Source organism: Methanolinea sp., from assembly GCA_016699325.1.
Classification (GTDB): domain Archaea; phylum Halobacteriota; class Methanomicrobia; order Methanomicrobiales; family Methanospirillaceae; genus UBA9949.
In genome coordinates this window covers 1,734,057-1,750,450 of sequence record CP064971.1, presented here as the reverse complement: position 1 = coordinate 1,750,450, position 16,394 = coordinate 1,734,057, and the positions used below count along the sequence as shown (strand labels likewise).

Below are 16,394 nucleotides of genomic sequence, written 5' to 3'. Positions count from 1 at the left end.
CCGGGCTGACGCCCGGTAAAGGCCATCATCCGCTCATGCCAGTGCGGTGAACCTGTCACCCGGGAGGGTTCCCAATCGTGAAGAAGAACGTCGCTCCCTTCCCCGGTTCACTCTCGGCCCAGATCCTCCCGCCATGCCGCCGGATGATGCGGTCAACGATGGTCAGGCCGATCCCTGAGCCCTCATACTTGCCGGGGGTGTGGAGCCGGTGAAACGGCTTGAAGAGACTGTCGGCATACCGCATGTCAAAGCCCACCCCGTTATCGCGGATGAAGTAAGCAGGGGGTTCTTCTCCGGCCAGGGCTCCGATCTCGATCTCGGGGTGATCCACGTGCCGGGAGAACTTCAACGCGTTTGAGATCAGGTTGTAGTAGACCTGGCGAAGCATTACCGGATCGGCGTAGCAGGGGGGGAGAAGTCCTACCCTGACCTCCCCCCGGCCTTCGAGGCCTGGATGAAGTTCGGCAAGGATCTCCCTGACCATGGGCCCGGGGGAGACCCATTCCCGCTTCAGTTCGACCCGGCCCATGCGGGAGAGGGAGAGGAGCCCGTTGATCAGGTCATCCATCTGCTGGACACTCTGCCTGATGGCGTCGATATAGTGCCGTTCCTGCTCTCCAAGCCGCCCTCCTTTTTCCTGGAGGAGGAGGAACGAGTAGCCGTCAATGGCACGCAGCGGGGCGCGAAGGTCGTGGGAGACCGAGTAGGTGAAGGCTTCCATCTCGCTGGTGGCCTCTGCAAGCTCGGTTGTCCGTTGCGAGACCCGGCGCTCCAGTTCGACATTCAAGCGTCGCATCTCTTCCTCGATGCCCTTTAAGTGGGTAATATCGACAATGGTCCCCCGGGAACCGGTAACCAACCCTCCCTCGGTCTTTCGCGCCTTGTTGTAGATCATCATGGGAAATGTGCTCCCGTCTTTCTTGAGACCCGTGTATTCCGATCCCCCGGTTCTTTCTCCGCGAAGGACGGCCGCAAATGCTGTTTTTGCCCGCGCATGGTCTCCGGGAGCCAGCACCTCGAGGATATTCACTCCCTGTATGAAATCGTCCCTGGAATATCCGAAGAGATCCAAGGCGGCAGGATTCGCATAGTTGATGGTCCCCCGGGTATCCAGCTCAAAGACTCCCTGGGGAAGGAACTGGACAAGATCCATGAACCGTTTTTCATTGATCTCACACTCCCGGATCTGATCTTTCAGATGGTCCACCATGATCCGGATACTCCCGGCAAGGCTCGAGAACTCGTACCCGGGCACCGGCCTGATGGGATGGTCGAGGTCTCCGCCGGCAATACTGTCCATATCTTCGACCAGCTGCTCGATGGGCCGTGAGAGCTTCCTGGAGACCATGACCGCCATGAGACCTCCCGACAAAATGACCAGGAAACCTGCGAAGGCATGGAGCATGGCGATCCTCTTCAGCTCCCGGGCCACAAGGGCATCGTTATAGGTGAGCTTGGCAAAGATGCTCATATCGGCCGCATAATCCGGGTCGCGGAGGTCGATGACCTGCCAGAAGACCGTTTTTTCGTTTTTCCTGTCCCGGACCTCCTGGCTGGTCCGGTTCTCCCAGAGGATGTAATCGAGCATTGCATTATCCTCCGCAGTGCGTCTGTACGTTGTATTGCCAATCAGGCGTTTCTGTTTCTGGAACAGGAGCACCTCTTCGAGGTAAGGGTTGCGTTCCTTTACCTCCTCGGCTATGGTACGATAATGGAGCTGTTTTCGCTCCCCTCCGAAATACTCTGACCGGAGCCCGAGTTCGAGGACGTAGTGGTGATCGGGTGTCGGCATGTAGCTGTATTTTGTCAGGGTCCCCGTGGACCAGTCCCTGACAACCCGGTCCGGGTAAAACCCGGTCGTGTTCCGGATCTTGTGGAGGTACTCGCAGAAGTCGGGGTAGATGACCGCGAAATCGAGCCCGGTATCGGCAGGAGCAGTCGAATACTCAATGACACAGCGTTCGTTGATGACGTAGACATCCATTCCCCCGATTGCCGTCTTCACTGCCTCGAGATCCATCCTGGATGGATCTCCGCCGATCCTCTCGTACTCTGCAATGACAACCGGGAATGCTTTTTCCATGTCGTGGTTGTAGGCGGTATCATAGAGCTTGAGCCCGGAATCGATCAGCTGGAAGGAATTTTCGATATGGGACTCGGTCATGGTCCGCAACCGGTCGAAGTTCTCCCCCAGCTCATCGCAGGAGTTCACGTAGTTGATCCAGATCGCGGAGAGGACGATGACGATAACGATGATGAAGATGGTCCCCGTCAGGAGGTATTTAAAAGGTATCTTCCACCCGGGCATTCTTCAGACTTCGCCTCCCTTTCCATGGGAAGACCCGGCAGTCATGGTCCCGATATACGACAATGAGCGGATCTTATATAAGGTTCATCACTCCCGGGAGCCCCTGGAACCGCCCGGCAGATCTGCCGGCAGGGAAGGGGATGGCCGCGTGGCCCTTTCCCCGGGGTATTTATGCTCTGCCCTTCATGGTTTGTACAGATGACCCGCAGACCTCCCGTCAACCTGAAAGCGATCGCCGATGAGACAATGGAGCGCTACGGGTTTGCGCCTCGATTTCCGGAGAGCGTGCTCCGCGAGGCTGCCGCTCACGAGGAGGGGGAGCTCAACGTGCGGGAAGGGTTACGTGACCTTCGTGGCCTGCTCTGGTCATCCATCGATAACGAGGACTCACAGGACCTGGACCAGATCGAGTGGTGCGAACAGGGCCCGGAGGGTGAGATCCGGGTGATGGTGGCCATCGCGGACGTCGATTTCTTCGTTCCGAAAGGATCGAAGACCGACCTTCATGCCGCCCGGAACGGGACTTCGGTCTATACCGGAGTCCGGACCTACCCGATGCTGCCGGAGGCGCTCTCGGAAGGAATCTCTTCCCTCCTCCCTGGCCATGACCGGAGGGCGGTGGTGACCGAGTACACGGTCCTGTCTGACGGGAGTGTCCGGCACGGGGAGATATACCCGGCCCTGGTCCGCAACAAGGCCAGGCTGGTATACGAGGAGGTCGGTGCATGGCTGGAGGGGACCGGCCCGGTGCCGGGCGAGGTGGGGAGGGTTCCCGGGCTCGAAGATCAGCTCCGGCTGCAGGAAGAAGCCGCCATCCGCCTCAGGGATCACCGGATGGCGCGGGGGGCACTCGACCTCGAGACCATCGAGGCCCGGGCGGTCATGGAGGAGGAGATCGTCACCGGCCTCGTCATCCAGGAAAAGAACATAGCCCGGTCGATCATCGAAGAGTTCATGGTCGCCGCGAACGGGAACATGGCCAGCCGCCTGGAACAGGCCGGCATCCCGACCATCCAGCGGATCGTCCGCGAGCCCAAGTACTGGGACCGGATAGTCGGGGTGGCAGCGGAGCTTGGCTGGACACTGCCCCAGAAGCCGGACTCCAAGGCGCTGTCACGGTTCCTCGCCTCCCGCAAGGACGCCTTTCCCGACTCGTTCCCGGACCTCTCGCTCGCCATCATCAAGCTGATGGGGCCCGGGGAGTATATACCGCTTGGACCTCATGGCGTCCCGCTCGGCCACTTTGCCATGGCGGTCACCGATTATACCCATTCGACCGCACCGAACCGGCGCTACGTGGATATCATCAACCAGCGCATGATCAAGGCGGTGCTTGCCGGAGCAGACAGCCCGTATGCGCTCGATGAGCTGTCGTTCCGCTGTGCCTGGCTGACTGACCGGGACAAGGCAGCCCAGAAGGTGGAACGGTTCATGCGGAAAGCCGCGGCAGCCGTCCTCCTCCGGAACCGTGTCGGGGAGATCTTCGATGCCTTCGTGACCGGAGTCACCGCTCACGGGACCTATGTCCGCCTCCTCTCCCCGCCGGCCGAAGGGAGGGTGATGAGCGGCGAGCACGGCCTTGCCGTAGGACAGAAGATCTTTGTCCGGCTGGTAAAGACCGATCCCTACAAGGGATTCATCGATTTCGAACGGGTGGGGAGGAAGAAACGGTGAGGTGAGCCCTGGATCGATCCCGGAGGCTCAAAAATCTTTTATAGATCTTCAGATAATTACCTCCACATGCCAACCCGTGCATTTCACAGAGCACATGCGGTAGTACGGGGAGCGGCAGGTCCGACTCGTGGTAAGTGGGCCCTTTTCTGAACGATTTCACTCTATTTCTGCCGGAATCGGGCGGGAATCTGCATTGCCTGGAGAATATCATCAAGGAGGTTCATGGTATGTATGCGGAAATCAGGGAACAGACCAGCCAGGTGCCGACGACTGATGAGATCTACCGTCTCATTGGCATCGTCCGGGAAGGATCGCCCTTCCAGCACCGGGTTGCTGCATTGACCATCCTGGGATCCCACCGGGACCCGCGGGCGGTCATACCGATCGCGGAATGCTGCAGGGACGAGGATGCGGACATCAGGCGCTCTGCCATCAGGGCGCTCCACCAGATCAAGAGTGTCAGGTCGGTACCGGCCCTCATCGAGCGGCTGAAGGACCGGACCGAGCATCTCACCATCAGGAAAGAAGCAGCTGCGGCCCTGGCCGATATCCGGGCATTTCACATCCTCGAACCCCTCATCGAGCTCTCGCTGGACCCCACGGAAGACCCTGAGATCCGGATGCTGGTTGGGCTGATGCTCGGCCGGACTGAAAAGAAATGATCCCTCTCAAAAAAACGATTACAGGGCACATGGGGTGGCTTTCAGAGAATTCCGGCTTTATTCACCCTGCAGTTTCTTCAGCTGTGCGATATGGGCCTGGTCTCTCCTGATGATCTATTTTAGTGCAAAATCCATCTTGAAGTGCTGGTCTGGGAAGGTTATTTTGTTCCTTACCGGGCATTGGGCAGGGCCTTCATGTCGTGGCTCCCCTGCATTGGTCCCCGATGATCGCATCGATGCTGTCGGCCGGAAAGGTCTTTCCCATCTTCATCGAGGGGACGGCTCCGGGGCAATCTGCAATTAAGTGACGGGGCACATTCTGAAGGCGCCGGTGGTACCCGGCAATCCTTCCCAACCGCCTGGCTGGCGAGCCGGGCGTAGACAGACTTCACGGTTACCAGAGGCTGGAACGCAGGGTGGTGCATGGCCAGGGGATGGGCACGATCTTTACCGCTCGTTTTCAATCGCACGGGTGTGTCTTACATGACCGAAGCATTCATGGCGGTAACAAACGCCCTGGTCACCTGCCGGGACGGGAGATTCTTCCCGGCAGGCAGGGACCGGATCATGCCTGGGGAATGATCGACCGGGAGTGTTTCCTGTGCTTCCCGGCAGGGGACGGATCAGAGCGGTGCAGACCTGGCACGCAACACCTTGTAGATCTCAAACCAGGCAACGGTGAGGACGCCTCCGGTGATGCAGAGCAGGAGGGAACCGGAGGAGACTGGTGCAAACCGGAAGATCGCCCTCAGGCCGGGGATGAAGAGGACGGCGCCGAGGAAGAACAATGTTGCCCCGATCACCCACCAGAAAGCAGTGTTCGGTTTTTTGAAACTCGCAAGCATGCTCTGGGTCCATGACCGGTTGGTGCAGATCAGAGCAAGGTTGGCAATAACGATCGCGGTGAACGACAGGGTCCGCACTTCGTCCTCGGAAAGCCCCCGCATCGTGGCCGAGAAGTAGATGGCAAAGACGATGCCAAGCGCGACGAATCCCTGGACCAGGGCAATCGACAGGGTGGGGCGGTCAAGGATACGGTCGTCCTGCTTCCGGGGAGGTCGCTGCATGATGCCCGGCTCTTCGCGCTCCGCCTCAAAGACCACCGAACAGGCAGGATCGATGATCAGTTCAAGGAATACGATCTGGACGGGAAGGAGGATGAGGGGCCATCCGATAAGGACGGGAATAAGAGAGAGACCTGCGATGGGGACATGGACCGAAATGATGTAGGCCATTGCTTTCCGGAGGTTTGCGTAGATCCGCCGGCCCATCCGTATCCCTGCAACGATCGAGGCGAAATTGTCATCCAGGAGGACCAGCGAGGATGCTTCCCTGGCAACATCGGTCCCCCGCCCGCCCATGGCGATACCGATGTGTGCGGATTTCAAGGCCGGGGCATCATTTACCCCGTCACCGGTCATGGCCACGATCTCGCCCGACCGTTTCAATGCTTCGACTATCTGGAGTTTCTGTTCAGGGACGACCCGGGCGAACACGGAGGTTGCATGGATGGCCGCATCCCGCTCTTCCGCCGGCATCGATGCAAGTTCGGGACCGGTAAGGACGGGATCGGTGTCCGGGAGCCCGATCCGGGAGGCAATATTCCGGGCCGTAGCCGGGTAGTCACCGGTGATCATGACCACGCGGATACCAGCGTCCCGGCATTCACGGACTGCTGCTGCTGCATCAGGCCGTACCGGGTCGATGAACCCGATCAGCCCAAGGTAGGTGAAGGGGAAGGCATGCTGGCCTTCGGGGAGCTGCCCGATCCGGAAATGGGACTTTGCAACCCCAAGCACCCGGAGCCCCTGGGCAGCAAGTTCGTTCACCTCGCCGGTGAGCGCGCTGGTTTCCTGGTCGTCCAAGTGGCAGAGATCGAAGATCGCCTCCGGGGCCCCTTTCGCTGCGATGATGTACTCATCTCCCTGTTTCGATCGCCAGACATTGGACATGGCCAGCAATTCCCTTGAGAGCGGGTATTCGAGCAGGAGTTCCCAGTCCTGGTGGAGGTGCTCGGTCCCGGAGAGGTCATCGTATCCTGTCCTGAGCAGTGCCTGTTCCATGGGATCAAAGGGATCCTTCTTGCAGGAGAGGACCGCGAACTCGAAAAGCTCGTGAAACTGTTCTGGAAGCGGCGTTCCACTCCCTGCCAGGCACGCCAGCGAGGTGCCGGGGACCCTGCAGGTGGCAACGCTCATCCGGTTTGCCGTGAGCGTGCCGGTCTTGTCCGTGCACAGCACGGTCGTCGCACCCAGGGCCTCGATTGCCGGGACGTCCCGGGCAAGGACGTTGATCTTCGAGAGGCGCCAGGCTCCAAGGGCAGGGAATACGGACAGGACTACGGGGAATTCCTCAGGGAGAATGGCCATGGCCAGGGTGATGCCCGCAAGGAGACCGACAAGCCAGTCCCCCCGGGTCAGCCCGTATACGACAACCACGACGACAAAGAGGAATAGCCCGATGAGCGCTATGGTCCGGACGATATGCGCCGTCTCGACATTGAGCCGGGTCTCTTCCGGCTCGACGGCATGGAGCGCCCTGCCGATCTCGCCCGTGCGGGTGTGGATGCCGGTGGCCACCACTTCTGCAAGGCCCTGGCCCCGGACCACCAGGGTCCCCGAATAGATCCAGGGCTGGTCATCCCCTCCCGGCCTCCGGTCTCCGGGTTCCTTTTCAGCCGGCAGTTTTCTCACCGGGACCGATTCACCGGTCAGGAGCGATTCATCGGCCGAAAGGTTCGTGGAGGAGACGAGCAGGGCGTCTGCCGCGATGCGGTCGCCCTCGCTGATGAACAAGAGGTCTCCCTTCACCACATCTCTGCCTGCAACCCGGACGAGGTTTCCATCCCGTATGACCAGGGCCCGCGGGCTGGACAGGTTCCTCAAAGCCTCGAGGGCCCTCTCGGTTTTCCGCTCCTGGGTGACCGCGATCCCGATGATCACCAGGACAAAGGAGAGAAGGAGGGTCCCCTCCACAAAGTCGCCGAGGATGAAATAGATCGAACCGGCCCCCAGCAGGAGGAGGAACATCGGTTCACGGATGACATCTCCCAGGATGCCGAAGATCCCGCGAACCTCGCGTGAGGGTAGTTCGTTTGGACCGTCCTCGAGCAGGCGTTGCCGCGCTTCTTCGGTCGAGAGCCCGGTGTATTGTGAGAGGTCGAGGGGGTGCATGTATGCCAGCCAGGTAACTGGAACGATCATCGCGGTAACCGAAAGGTTTTCCGGTCCGGGGGAATGGCGGAGAGCAGGCCATGGACAAGCACACCCTTCCTGACCGCTGGAGCGCCCGATACTCTGTTACAGCTGAACGGTAACGGCCGGGAAAAAAGGAGGGAGGGATAAGGAAATTCCGGTTTTCTTACCACCGGATAGAGGAAAAGGCCTGTTCCTGGGGGAAAACGGGCCCGTGGCGGAGATAGAAATATAAAAGGGAGTCCTGGAGCCGGTCATAAGCACTCCGATACCTTTCGGAAAAAGGCAGCAACCGCCCTGGCCTGTCTGGCGTTCCTGTCCCCGGGCCGGACCAGGGGGGGGAGAGGAGGAGCTCCCTTGCGCCGGACCTGGGCCCCTGCCGACCGTTACCGCTGAAATGGCTGCAGCCTGTCAACCCGGCTGCACAGGCCTGTCATACCGCAAATTCCTTTACCATCGCACCGCCCCGATAGATGGTGACCGTCCCCCCACTTTCCGAGACAACGATACCCACTGATCGCGTTATCTGCGTCATTGCCGCAACCGAGGCGTGGCGGGTGCCATGTCCTTCCCGTACCCTGGTATCGTCAAGCGGGGCTAGGAGGTGGCGTGAAGATGCCTGCACGAGGCCGGAACCGTCGATTACAAAGGCTCCATCCATGAGGGAGAGGTTCTTGATGTTCTCGATCGTCTCCCGGTCCTGGACCATCCTCTGGGCAGTGTCCTTCCCTTCAAAGGCATTGATCAAACACTGTCGTGAATTCGCCATCACCCGTTCTGCATCCCCGATGAGGAACGATGTACCGATCTTGCGCGATTCCCTGCCGCCCCGCCCAAGCTCGATTGCAGCATGGAAAAGGATGTCAAATACCTCCTCACGGACATCTGTTCCATCCAGGATCTCCTCCTTCCAGGAGGCCTGCCTGCCGCCGGGATCTCCCCCTGGCCCGTAATCACTGATATCCTGGCCTATCCAGAGGATTCCTGACGCTCTTCCCGACGAATCACGGAACATGAGGGTGTTCCATGCCACCCATACGTATGTTCCATCCATCCTCCGGTTCTCAAGGACGTGCATGACGGTGTGATCCCGGACTGCTCCGGAATCGTAGAGGAGGACAGCGATATCACGTGCGGTCCGGGAGCCGGGATCGGCGATAGTATCGATGATATTGTTCCCGGATACAGCAGCCGCGGAAAACCCGAACACCGATTCTGCCAGACTGTTCCAGAAGGTGATCGAGCCGGAGAGGTCGGTCCTGATGACCACCAGGTTCAGGTTCCTGAAAATTTCAAGGTATTTTGCCTCGTTTCGCGCAATCTTCTCCCCGTACGTGGCAAGGGCTCCCTCCAGCCGTTTCCGGTCCCGGTCATCCTCTATGAATACCAGGGACCCTTTATCGGGATTCATCGGGTTTAACCGCCGTATCCGGATGGTGCAGTCCACGACTTCCCCGTCTTTCCGGGCGAGGGAACAGGATGCTGTCCCCCAACCTCCCGGATCGCGGTGTCTCGCGACCTGTCCCAATGCATCGCGGTAATCGCCATCGCCGGGAAACAGCGAGGAGAACGCGCTTCCCAGGAGTTCGCGTTCCGACCGGCCCAGCACCCGGAGCGCTTCACGGTTCATCCACCGGATCCTGTTCCGGACCAGGTGGAGGACTGCAGCCGAACCGTCTTCGACGATGGTCTGGAGGATCTCAGCGTCGTCCCGGAACGTGATGAAATCACGCTGGTACTTCCGGATGGTCAGGAGCAGCCGCGATAGCTTCTGGAATTGTTCCTCCAGCGGTTCGGAAGGGGAGCAGGTATAAGAGAGAGAAGCGTGCAGCGTTTCGATCTCGAACTGGAGGGCGTTTCGCAGGGGAGAGCGGGAATGGTCCCCGGCATGCTCCAGGTGCCAGTACAGGAATATCGGTTCCCCCTTTTCCCTTCCGGCCTGCGGGGGGACGGGAAGGTGGAGGCGGGAAGGGCAGATGACGAAGTCAAAGGGGGTGTTCTTCATCTTATGGGAGAGTTCGTCCCGGGAATACACCCGCAAAACCGAAAAACCCAGTTCCTTCTGGAAGTAGAGCCGGACCGCGTTTGCTACTGGTGACCGGTCATCGAACAGAGCAATGGATTTTGTTTGCGGTTTCATGCCCTTTACGCAGTAAACAATAGAAAAGAAGAAAGATAAATAGGTTTTGGAGGAAACGGGGGGATAGGATGATTCCTGACCCGGCGGTTAAAAAAATCTGACCCGCCCCGGGATGGCAGGGCCACGCCCATTATCTGTGGCGTCGACCAGGGCGGGACGCCGGAATCACCGTGTTCCTTCGCAGGTATTCACTATTGCTGGCTATCTACCCGGAGTGGGCATCGGCTACTTCCTGTTCATTACCATCACCATGTACCTGGTACTCTTCGCGTTTTTTGGCGGCCTCATCGCCGGTGCAGTCCGGAGATAACTCGCAATCTCCCTTTTTTCGTCAGATGTGCCCGTCCACCCTCACGGGGCTTTCTCACGGCAGGCCGGGCATCGGCCGTAGAATTCGGTATTCCGCCAGGTCCAGGGGGTGAACTCCCGGCACACCCGGGGCTTGACATCATGGATGGTGCACCATGCTGTTTTGTTCTCATCCCGGCGGAAGAACGGGCACTTACGAACCATGTTCCCGGTCGCGTCCTGCCAGTAGGAGATCCGGACGATGCGGGACAGGTCTTCCTGAGCGAGATCATTCCCGCTGATCCTCTTCCCGTCAGAAAGGCGGATTGCGACATGCTGGAGGATGTCTGTGCGGTTCTGTTCAAGCCAGGGCCGGAGGTCTTCAACCATCCCTTCCTGGCCCCATCCCCATCGCTCGCAACACCTCCCGCACTGGCGACAGATCTGGCGTTCCGACACGATGATCACCGTTATGGCAGATACACCTCTCCGCCAGGCATTCTTTTAATGGTCACGGTGGTGACAAAAGCCCGGAAAAAAACCGGCTCGACCGGTCCCAGGTTTTCTGCCCCGGCCTCCAGGCCAGGGGCGGGTGGTGCAGCAGCGTGTCGGCGGACCCTTTTTTTCAGCTCCGTTCCAGGACAGCACCTCTCGGCCCTGGTTCCCGGGACGATCCCGTGATCCCTGCACAACAACGATTATATGCGTTTCAGTCACCACGTTCAGCTATGAAGAGCTATGCTATCGCGGGGGCCTTGCTCGTTGTTGCCGCCTTCCTGCTGCTGGCCGGATGCACCGAATCTCCTCCCGCTCCCCCTGCTACCCTGGCACCGACCGCGGTGCCGACCACCGAACAGGTCTTTACCCCGGTGCCGACTGCTGCTCCTCCCGGGATGGGAACACCAGGACCCACCCAGACCCTCCCGCCCCAGTACAGCCTGACCTTCCAGGTAACACCGAATGGCCAGACGACAAATCCCCTGACTTCCGTGACGCTGAGAGGCGGGAACGGGATGAACTTCGTCTCCGAAATCGATATCATCCTCACCGAACCTGACGGCACAAGGCATACCGAGACCTGGACCCGGCCCCTCTTGATGGGCCAGAACGTAGGGTTCCCCTGCAACATCACCAGGAACCGGGTGGAGATCTGGACCGTTGCCCCCCCGGTCGGAAAGATCAAAGTGTATGACGAGATTGTGCCGTTCATGTCCCTCAACCCGACATGAAGGCCTCCACCTTTTTTTCCTGCAGGCAGGAAGAACCCTCGTCCGCGGTACGTTCCGGTCTGCCCAAGAAAAGTCCACAGGTAGTGGTATTTCCTGTTCCCGATGCAGCAACCTCTTAACCATGGACTGAACAAAATGAGATGATAATGATCCCCCCGGACCTTCTCTCCATCTCACAGATCCTCGGAGATGTGCAGGGGACGATCCCGCTGCTGATGGAGACCTACGGCATCTGGATCTATGCCATCCTCTTCCTGATCATCTTCTGCGAGACCGGGCTTGTCTTCACGCCGTTTTTGCCTGGCGACTCGCTCCTCTTCCTGATGGGGTTCCTTGCAGCCGGCGGCGGGATCAATGTCGTCCTTCTCATCGTTATCCTTGCCGCTGCAGCCATCATCGGCGACTCGGTGAACTACAGGATTGGTAACTACTTTGGCGACCGCCTGCTCCGCAGCAAGCGGTGCCTGGTCGACAAGCGGCACGTTACCATTACCCGGGAGTACTTCCGGAAGTACGGGAAGAACACCATCGTCCTGGCTCGCTTCATCCCGGGAATCCGGTCGTTTGCCCCGTTCGTCGCTGGCATCATCAGGATGGACTACCCGGAGTTCCTCACCTACAATGCTGCCGGCGGCATCTTCTGGGTCGGCGGTTTTGTACTCTTCGGCTACGCGGTGGCCTCGCTGCCGCTCTTCAGGGGGAACCAGGACTTCTTCCTCTGGGCAATCCTCATCATTACCATCGGGATGTTCTTCTTCATGATGATCAAGTTCCGGAAGAGCATGAAGGATTGTGCCCTTGAAAACCAGGAAATATGAATTGAGTTGAATACCATCACGTAATCTCGATTGGTGGTGATACGGATGATTCGGGCAGGCCGGGATATGAAACCCGGTCTGTTCCCGGAAATCGCCGTAACCTTTATGCCGGGTGCATCCCAGGTTGTCGTGATGATGGAGCCCTGGCAGATTTACGCAATCCACAAGGCTGCGGCTATCGCGGCACAGGCACATGACGGGCAGTATCGCAAAGACAAAAAGATACCCGCCATCATCCACCCGGCCCGTGTTGCCGGGCTGGTTCAAGCCTTCGGAGGCGGGTACCGGGAGGTCGTCGCCGCCTGGCTCCACGACGTCATCGAGGATACGAAGCATGGTGAGACCGCGGTGGCCTACGGGCTCTCCTCGATGAAACTTCCCGGCGATGATGCCATCATCGTCTACCAGATGATCACGGCCCTCACCAGGGACCGGTCCCTGCCGGAAGACGACCAGCTCCTGGACTCGCTGGACCGGATCCTCCAGGCCCCTCCGGGGGCAACCCTTATCAAGATCTGCGATCGCATCGACAACGTGCTCGATATGCATACCTTGAACGGCGACCTCACTCACTATGTCCGGAGAAGTGCGGTCGTGCTCACCCGGCTCTTCGGCAGCGCCATGCAGCACGGTTACGGTGATGCCCATGAAAAGCTCCGGCTCTGCCTCGAACTGCAACTACCATCACCCCCGCAGGAGTGAGAAAATACAATTTTTTATCCCTCCGGTTTATTGATCCCGAATATGCCATGATCGCGGAACGGTGCTCTTCCTGCCGCATGACCGCACCCCTGTATGCCGCTCCCGGCAGTGAGTGCTCCCTCCTGCTCCACCCTTTTTTCAGCAATACGGCCTGCCGCCCTGCCCGGGCTTATCTCGCCGTGTGACCTGTATCATTCATGGTAGATTGCGGCCATTTGCATGATCGCGGCAGTGGGCAAAGGTATATTCTTTTATTCAAGCAGACACCCTGGAAAAACCTCCGGGTGGATAATTCTTCACAGGGAAGGATGGTGGTGTTACTCCTGGCAGGACGGGCAGAAATAGGCGTACCGTCCTGCCACCATGACCCGGTCAACCGCCCCGCCGCAGCAGGGGCAGGACTCTCCGCGCGCCCGGTAGGGGATGATCCAGGTCTCCGGGTAGGCGCTGAAATCGGCAGCACGGTCCACCGCGGTACGGAGCACGTGGGGCAAAGCGGCTGCAAGGAGCGAGAGCCGGACCGGATCGCACCCGTGCAGGAGCGAGAGCGGGCGGATCCCGGCCTGGAACAGGATTTCATCGGCGTAGATATTCCCGATTCCGGCGATACGATGTTGATCGAGGAGAAACAGCTTAACCCGCCGGCGGGACCTGGTGGCTATGGAGAGAAACTGCGCCGGGACGAGGGTCAGGCCATCCGGGCCGAGTCGTTTGCCAGCGACAAATGCCGCCCGGTCAGGGACCCACCCGAGCCGCCCGAACCTCCGGGAATCGGTGAATGCCAGGCGTGAATGGTCATCAAAGGAAATCACTGCCCGGGTGTAGGCAGGATCGGGTTTGTCACCAGGGACCAGGGTGAGATCCCCGGTCATCCCGAAATGGAAGACCAGCGAAGAACCCGGATCGAGATCAACGAAAAGGAATTTTCCGTGCCGGGCCGTTCCGGTAACCTTCCGACCTGGGAGCGGGGCAAGCTGATCGCGGTCGATTGTCGGCCTGGACCCCTCGATCGCGGTTATGGTGCGACCGATGACGGATCGGTCGAGGAACAGGCGAATGGTCTCGACTTCGGGGAGCTCAGGCATGGCAGGTATGGGTGGTTATGACCTGCCGGAATTAAAAAACAGATGATTCTCCTTTGCGCATAGAAGGTAGCGTCCTTTATCGGGAAGATCCGGAAAAAGACCGAAGAATACCCCCTCATCGGGAAATACGGCCCGGTTACCTGCATCCTGATTGCATGGATCCCCGGCATCAGCCTCTAAGGGACGCCGGTAATCGCCTGGCTGCTTGGCTGGAAACGCCTCCCCTCCGTGATCTTCACCACCCCAGGTTTCCTCACCGCCGCGGTTTTCGTCCTCTTTTTTGCAAACAGGATCAACGAGGCGTTATGGTTTTGCATACCACAAAAACCGGTAGGTGACACGGAGTTGATCGAAGCCCTCCGAAACGAGAAGACCGGGCTCATCCCAACGGAGAGAAGAGGCGGGACACCGATTCCCTGGTCCTTGTCCACCGTGACCGGCTTTGGTAGGAACCAGGGGTGATCTCGGTACATTTCGGGAGATCATCAAGAAATGCCTGCTTCAACTGGCTGCCGTAGAGAGGATCATAGAAGAAGGCGTTTGCCTCGAAGTTCAGCCTGAAACTCCGCACATCGAAATTGGCGCTGCCAACCGATGCACCGATTCCATCGACCACGATGGATTTCGCATGGATGAAACCGGCATCATAGGTATAAGCCTTCACCCCGGCATCGAGGAGGTCGCCGATAAAGGAGAGAGAAGCCCAGTATACGAACGGGTGGTCGGGCCGGCAGGGGATCATGACCCGGACATCCACCCCGGACAATGCTGCTATCCGGAGGGCATCCGCGAGGCTATCATCGGGGATGAAGTACGGGGTCTGGATGTAGACCGATTCCTGGGCGGTCAGGATCAGTTTCACGTAGCCATCCTTGATCTGGCTGAAACGGACATCCGGTCCGCTCCAGACCGTCTGGAGCGGGCAGCGGCCTTTGCCGGGTACCATTGGGAAATAGACCGGATCAATTTCCAGGTGCTCCCTGGCAGCATAGTTCCAGTCCATGATGAACCGGAGCTGCAATCCCATGACGCCCATCCCATTGATCCTGATCGCAGCATCCCGCCAGGAGCCAAACGGCCCCCTGCCCAGATACTCTTCGCCGATATTGAACCCGCCGATGAACCCGGTAGTGCCATCAATCACGGCGATCTTCCGGTGGTTCCGGTAGTTGATGGTGAATATCCGGGGAAAGAAGACGGCATGCTTCCCGCCTGCCTGCGTAAACTCGTGCAACCCCTTCTTTTTCACCTTCATGCCCATCGAATCGGCAAGGAGACGGACTTCCACGCCCTCCCGGGCTTTCTTCGTGAGGAGCTCTATGAGCTCCCGCGAGAGGGCGTCGTTGCGGATGATGTAGTATTCGAGATGGATGTGGTGGCGTGCTTCACGGATGGCATCAAAGAGCGATGCGAATTTGGCAGTCCCTTCGGTGAAGATCTCTAGTTCGTTATCCGTGGTGATGAGTGCCTGGCTGCCTTCAAGCAGCATCCGTGCGATACTCATGTAGCGTTCATAGGTTTCCCCTGGGCGCGTCCTGCCGATCCGCTCAAGCTCCTTTTTCTGGGAGATCACGGCATCTGCAATGAGCCGGTCGTCTTCTGCTTTAAGGGAGAAAAGGCGGCGTTTGGTCCAGTCCTGGCCAAGAAAAAGGTAGAGGAAAAACCCCAGGCCGGGCAGCAGGATGAGGACGAGGACCCAGCCGACCGTTGATGTCGGGTTCCGCCGCTGATCAAAGATGATACCGAGTACCAGCACGATATTTATGATCAGGAAAACCTCGTGGATCGTGAGACCAAATATCATACCATCTCTTTTTGTCTGGTTTTTGGGAGGGTGGCAATATAAAGTATCACCTGAGCGCGGCATAGTGCGCCCTGACCTCATCATCCAGGGCAAGCAGGATGGCCTTCCGGAACAGGATCTCCGGGGCTTCATCGCACATCACACCGGATGCATCAGGGTAGTGACGGTGGATGTGCTCCGGGGGCCGGCACCGCGAGGCATGGCAGTACTCCTCACCACGGGCGGCGTGGGAGAGGAGGGGGCTGATGGAAATTTCGTTCAGTAGAACGACATTTTCAGGATTCCCACCATTTCCAGAGACGATCTCCTCCCGGTATTCGAGCACGATCCCTTCCTCGTTGAAGGCGGGGATGAGCAGGTCCAGCAGCTCGAAAAAGGACCTGCCGGTATCGGAACAGCTGAGGCAGGGTTTCTCCTGATCGCCGGTATGCCGCCAGAGTACCACGAGGGTTTTTTTCATGCCATTTAGGGGAACTCTCTCAGAACAGAT

Annotated in this window: 13 protein-coding genes; 6 read left to right on the top strand and 7 right to left on the bottom strand. The window is 58.9% G+C overall.

The window, feature by feature from the left end; genetic code table 11:
• Window positions 1-55: 55 nt before the first annotated feature.
• Window positions 56-2,308 (bottom strand): PAS domain S-box protein, encoded by a 2,253-nt coding sequence (locus IPI71_09170; protein QQR70799.1) that lies wholly within the window; start codon window positions 2,306-2,308, stop codon window positions 56-58.
• A gap of 198 nt (window positions 2,309-2,506) precedes the next feature.
• Here IPI71_09170 and IPI71_09165 point away from each other — a divergent pair, with 198 nt between their 5' ends.
• Together IPI71_09165 and IPI71_09160 are read left to right on the top strand one after the other, a co-directional pair.
• The gene (locus tag IPI71_09165; protein ID QQR70798.1) at window positions 2,507-3,982 is read left to right on the top strand and encodes an RNB domain-containing ribonuclease; all 1,476 of its coding nucleotides are present in this window, start codon (window positions 2,507-2,509) and stop codon (window positions 3,980-3,982) included.
• Window positions 3,983-4,209: 227 nt separating this feature from the next.
• Entirely contained in the window at window positions 4,210-4,644 is a 435-nt protein-coding gene (locus tag IPI71_09160) for a HEAT repeat domain-containing protein (GenBank protein QQR70797.1), read from the top strand.
• Window positions 4,645-5,267: 623 nt separating this feature from the next.
• On the opposite strand, the gene IPI71_09155 is transcribed toward IPI71_09160, so the two are convergent.
• The 3 genes from IPI71_09155 to IPI71_09145 form a co-directional block, all read right to left on the bottom strand.
• The gene (locus tag IPI71_09155; GenBank protein ID QQR70796.1) at window positions 5,268-7,817 is read right to left on the bottom strand and encodes a cation-translocating P-type ATPase; all 2,550 of its coding nucleotides are present in this window, start codon (window positions 7,815-7,817) and stop codon (window positions 5,268-5,270) included.
• Window positions 7,818-8,271: 454 nt separating this feature from the next.
• Window positions 8,272-9,978, bottom strand: coding sequence for a PAS domain S-box protein (locus IPI71_09150; protein ID QQR70795.1), 1,707 nt, complete (start codon window positions 9,976-9,978; stop codon window positions 8,272-8,274).
• Window positions 9,979-10,329: 351 nt separating this feature from the next.
• Window positions 10,330-10,734, bottom strand: a complete 405-nt coding sequence (locus IPI71_09145; protein ID QQR70794.1) for a YkgJ family cysteine cluster protein — start codon at window positions 10,732-10,734, stop codon at window positions 10,330-10,332.
• Window positions 10,735-10,994: 260 nt separating this feature from the next.
• On the opposite strand from IPI71_09145, the gene IPI71_09140 reads away from it, so the two are divergent.
• The 4 genes from IPI71_09140 (at window position 10,995) to IPI71_09125 (ending at window position 13,200) form a co-directional block, all read left to right on the top strand.
• On the top strand, window positions 10,995-11,495 hold the full coding sequence (locus IPI71_09140; protein ID QQR70793.1) for a hypothetical protein: 501 nt from the start codon (window positions 10,995-10,997) through the stop codon (window positions 11,493-11,495).
• A gap of 146 nt (window positions 11,496-11,641) precedes the next feature.
• A complete protein-coding gene (locus IPI71_09135; GenBank protein ID QQR70792.1) occupies window positions 11,642-12,313 on the top strand; it encodes a VTT domain-containing protein in 672 nt (223 codons plus the stop codon).
• 66 nt (window positions 12,314-12,379) lie between these two features.
• Entirely contained in the window at window positions 12,380-13,015 is a 636-nt protein-coding gene (locus IPI71_09130; protein QQR70791.1) for an HD domain-containing protein, read from the top strand.
• Between the two features lie 47 nt (window positions 13,016-13,062).
• Window positions 13,063-13,200 (top strand): hypothetical protein, encoded by a 138-nt coding sequence (locus IPI71_09125; protein ID QQR70790.1) that lies wholly within the window; start codon window positions 13,063-13,065, stop codon window positions 13,198-13,200.
• A 132-nt stretch (window positions 13,201-13,332) separates the two neighbouring features.
• Here IPI71_09125 and IPI71_09120 read toward each other — a convergent pair whose 3' ends face one another.
• The 3 genes from IPI71_09120 to IPI71_09110 all read right to left on the bottom strand — a co-directional run bounded on the left by IPI71_09120 (window position 13,333) and on the right by IPI71_09110 (window position 16,364).
• Window positions 13,333-14,100 (bottom strand): hypothetical protein, encoded by a 768-nt coding sequence (locus tag IPI71_09120; GenBank protein ID QQR70789.1) that lies wholly within the window; start codon window positions 14,098-14,100, stop codon window positions 13,333-13,335.
• 379 nt (window positions 14,101-14,479) lie between these two features.
• The gene (cls, locus tag IPI71_09115; GenBank protein ID QQR70788.1) at window positions 14,480-15,904 is read right to left on the bottom strand and encodes a cardiolipin synthase; all 1,425 of its coding nucleotides are present in this window, start codon (window positions 15,902-15,904) and stop codon (window positions 14,480-14,482) included.
• Window positions 15,905-15,950: 46 nt separating this feature from the next.
• Window positions 15,951-16,364, bottom strand: coding sequence for a DUF2703 domain-containing protein (locus IPI71_09110; GenBank protein QQR70787.1), 414 nt, complete (start codon window positions 16,362-16,364; stop codon window positions 15,951-15,953).
• Window positions 16,365-16,394 lie beyond the last annotated feature (30 nt).

Coding starts and splice junctions, on each gene's coding strand:
- IPI71_09170 (QQR70799.1), bottom strand. CDS start 2,308: ATGCCCGGGTGGAAGATACCTTTTAAATACCTCCTGACGGGGACCATC.
- IPI71_09165 (QQR70798.1), top strand. CDS start 2,507: ATGACCCGCAGACCTCCCGTCAACCTGAAAGCGATCGCCGATGAGACA.
- IPI71_09160 (QQR70797.1), top strand. CDS start 4,210: ATGTATGCGGAAATCAGGGAACAGACCAGCCAGGTGCCGACGACTGAT.
- IPI71_09155 (QQR70796.1), bottom strand. CDS start 7,817: ATGCACCCCCTCGACCTCTCACAATACACCGGGCTCTCGACCGAAGAA.
- IPI71_09150 (QQR70795.1), bottom strand. CDS start 9,978: ATGAAACCGCAAACAAAATCCATTGCTCTGTTCGATGACCGGTCACCA.
- IPI71_09140 (QQR70793.1), top strand. CDS start 10,995: ATGAAGAGCTATGCTATCGCGGGGGCCTTGCTCGTTGTTGCCGCCTTC.
- IPI71_09135 (QQR70792.1), top strand. CDS start 11,642: ATGATCCCCCCGGACCTTCTCTCCATCTCACAGATCCTCGGAGATGTG.
- IPI71_09130 (QQR70791.1), top strand. CDS start 12,380: ATGAAACCCGGTCTGTTCCCGGAAATCGCCGTAACCTTTATGCCGGGT.
- IPI71_09125 (QQR70790.1), top strand. CDS start 13,063: ATGATCGCGGAACGGTGCTCTTCCTGCCGCATGACCGCACCCCTGTAT.
- IPI71_09120 (QQR70789.1), bottom strand. CDS start 14,100: ATGCCTGAGCTCCCCGAAGTCGAGACCATTCGCCTGTTCCTCGACCGA.
- cls (QQR70788.1), bottom strand. CDS start 15,904: ATGATATTTGGTCTCACGATCCACGAGGTTTTCCTGATCATAAATATC.
- IPI71_09110 (QQR70787.1), bottom strand. CDS start 16,364: ATGAAAAAAACCCTCGTGGTACTCTGGCGGCATACCGGCGATCAGGAG.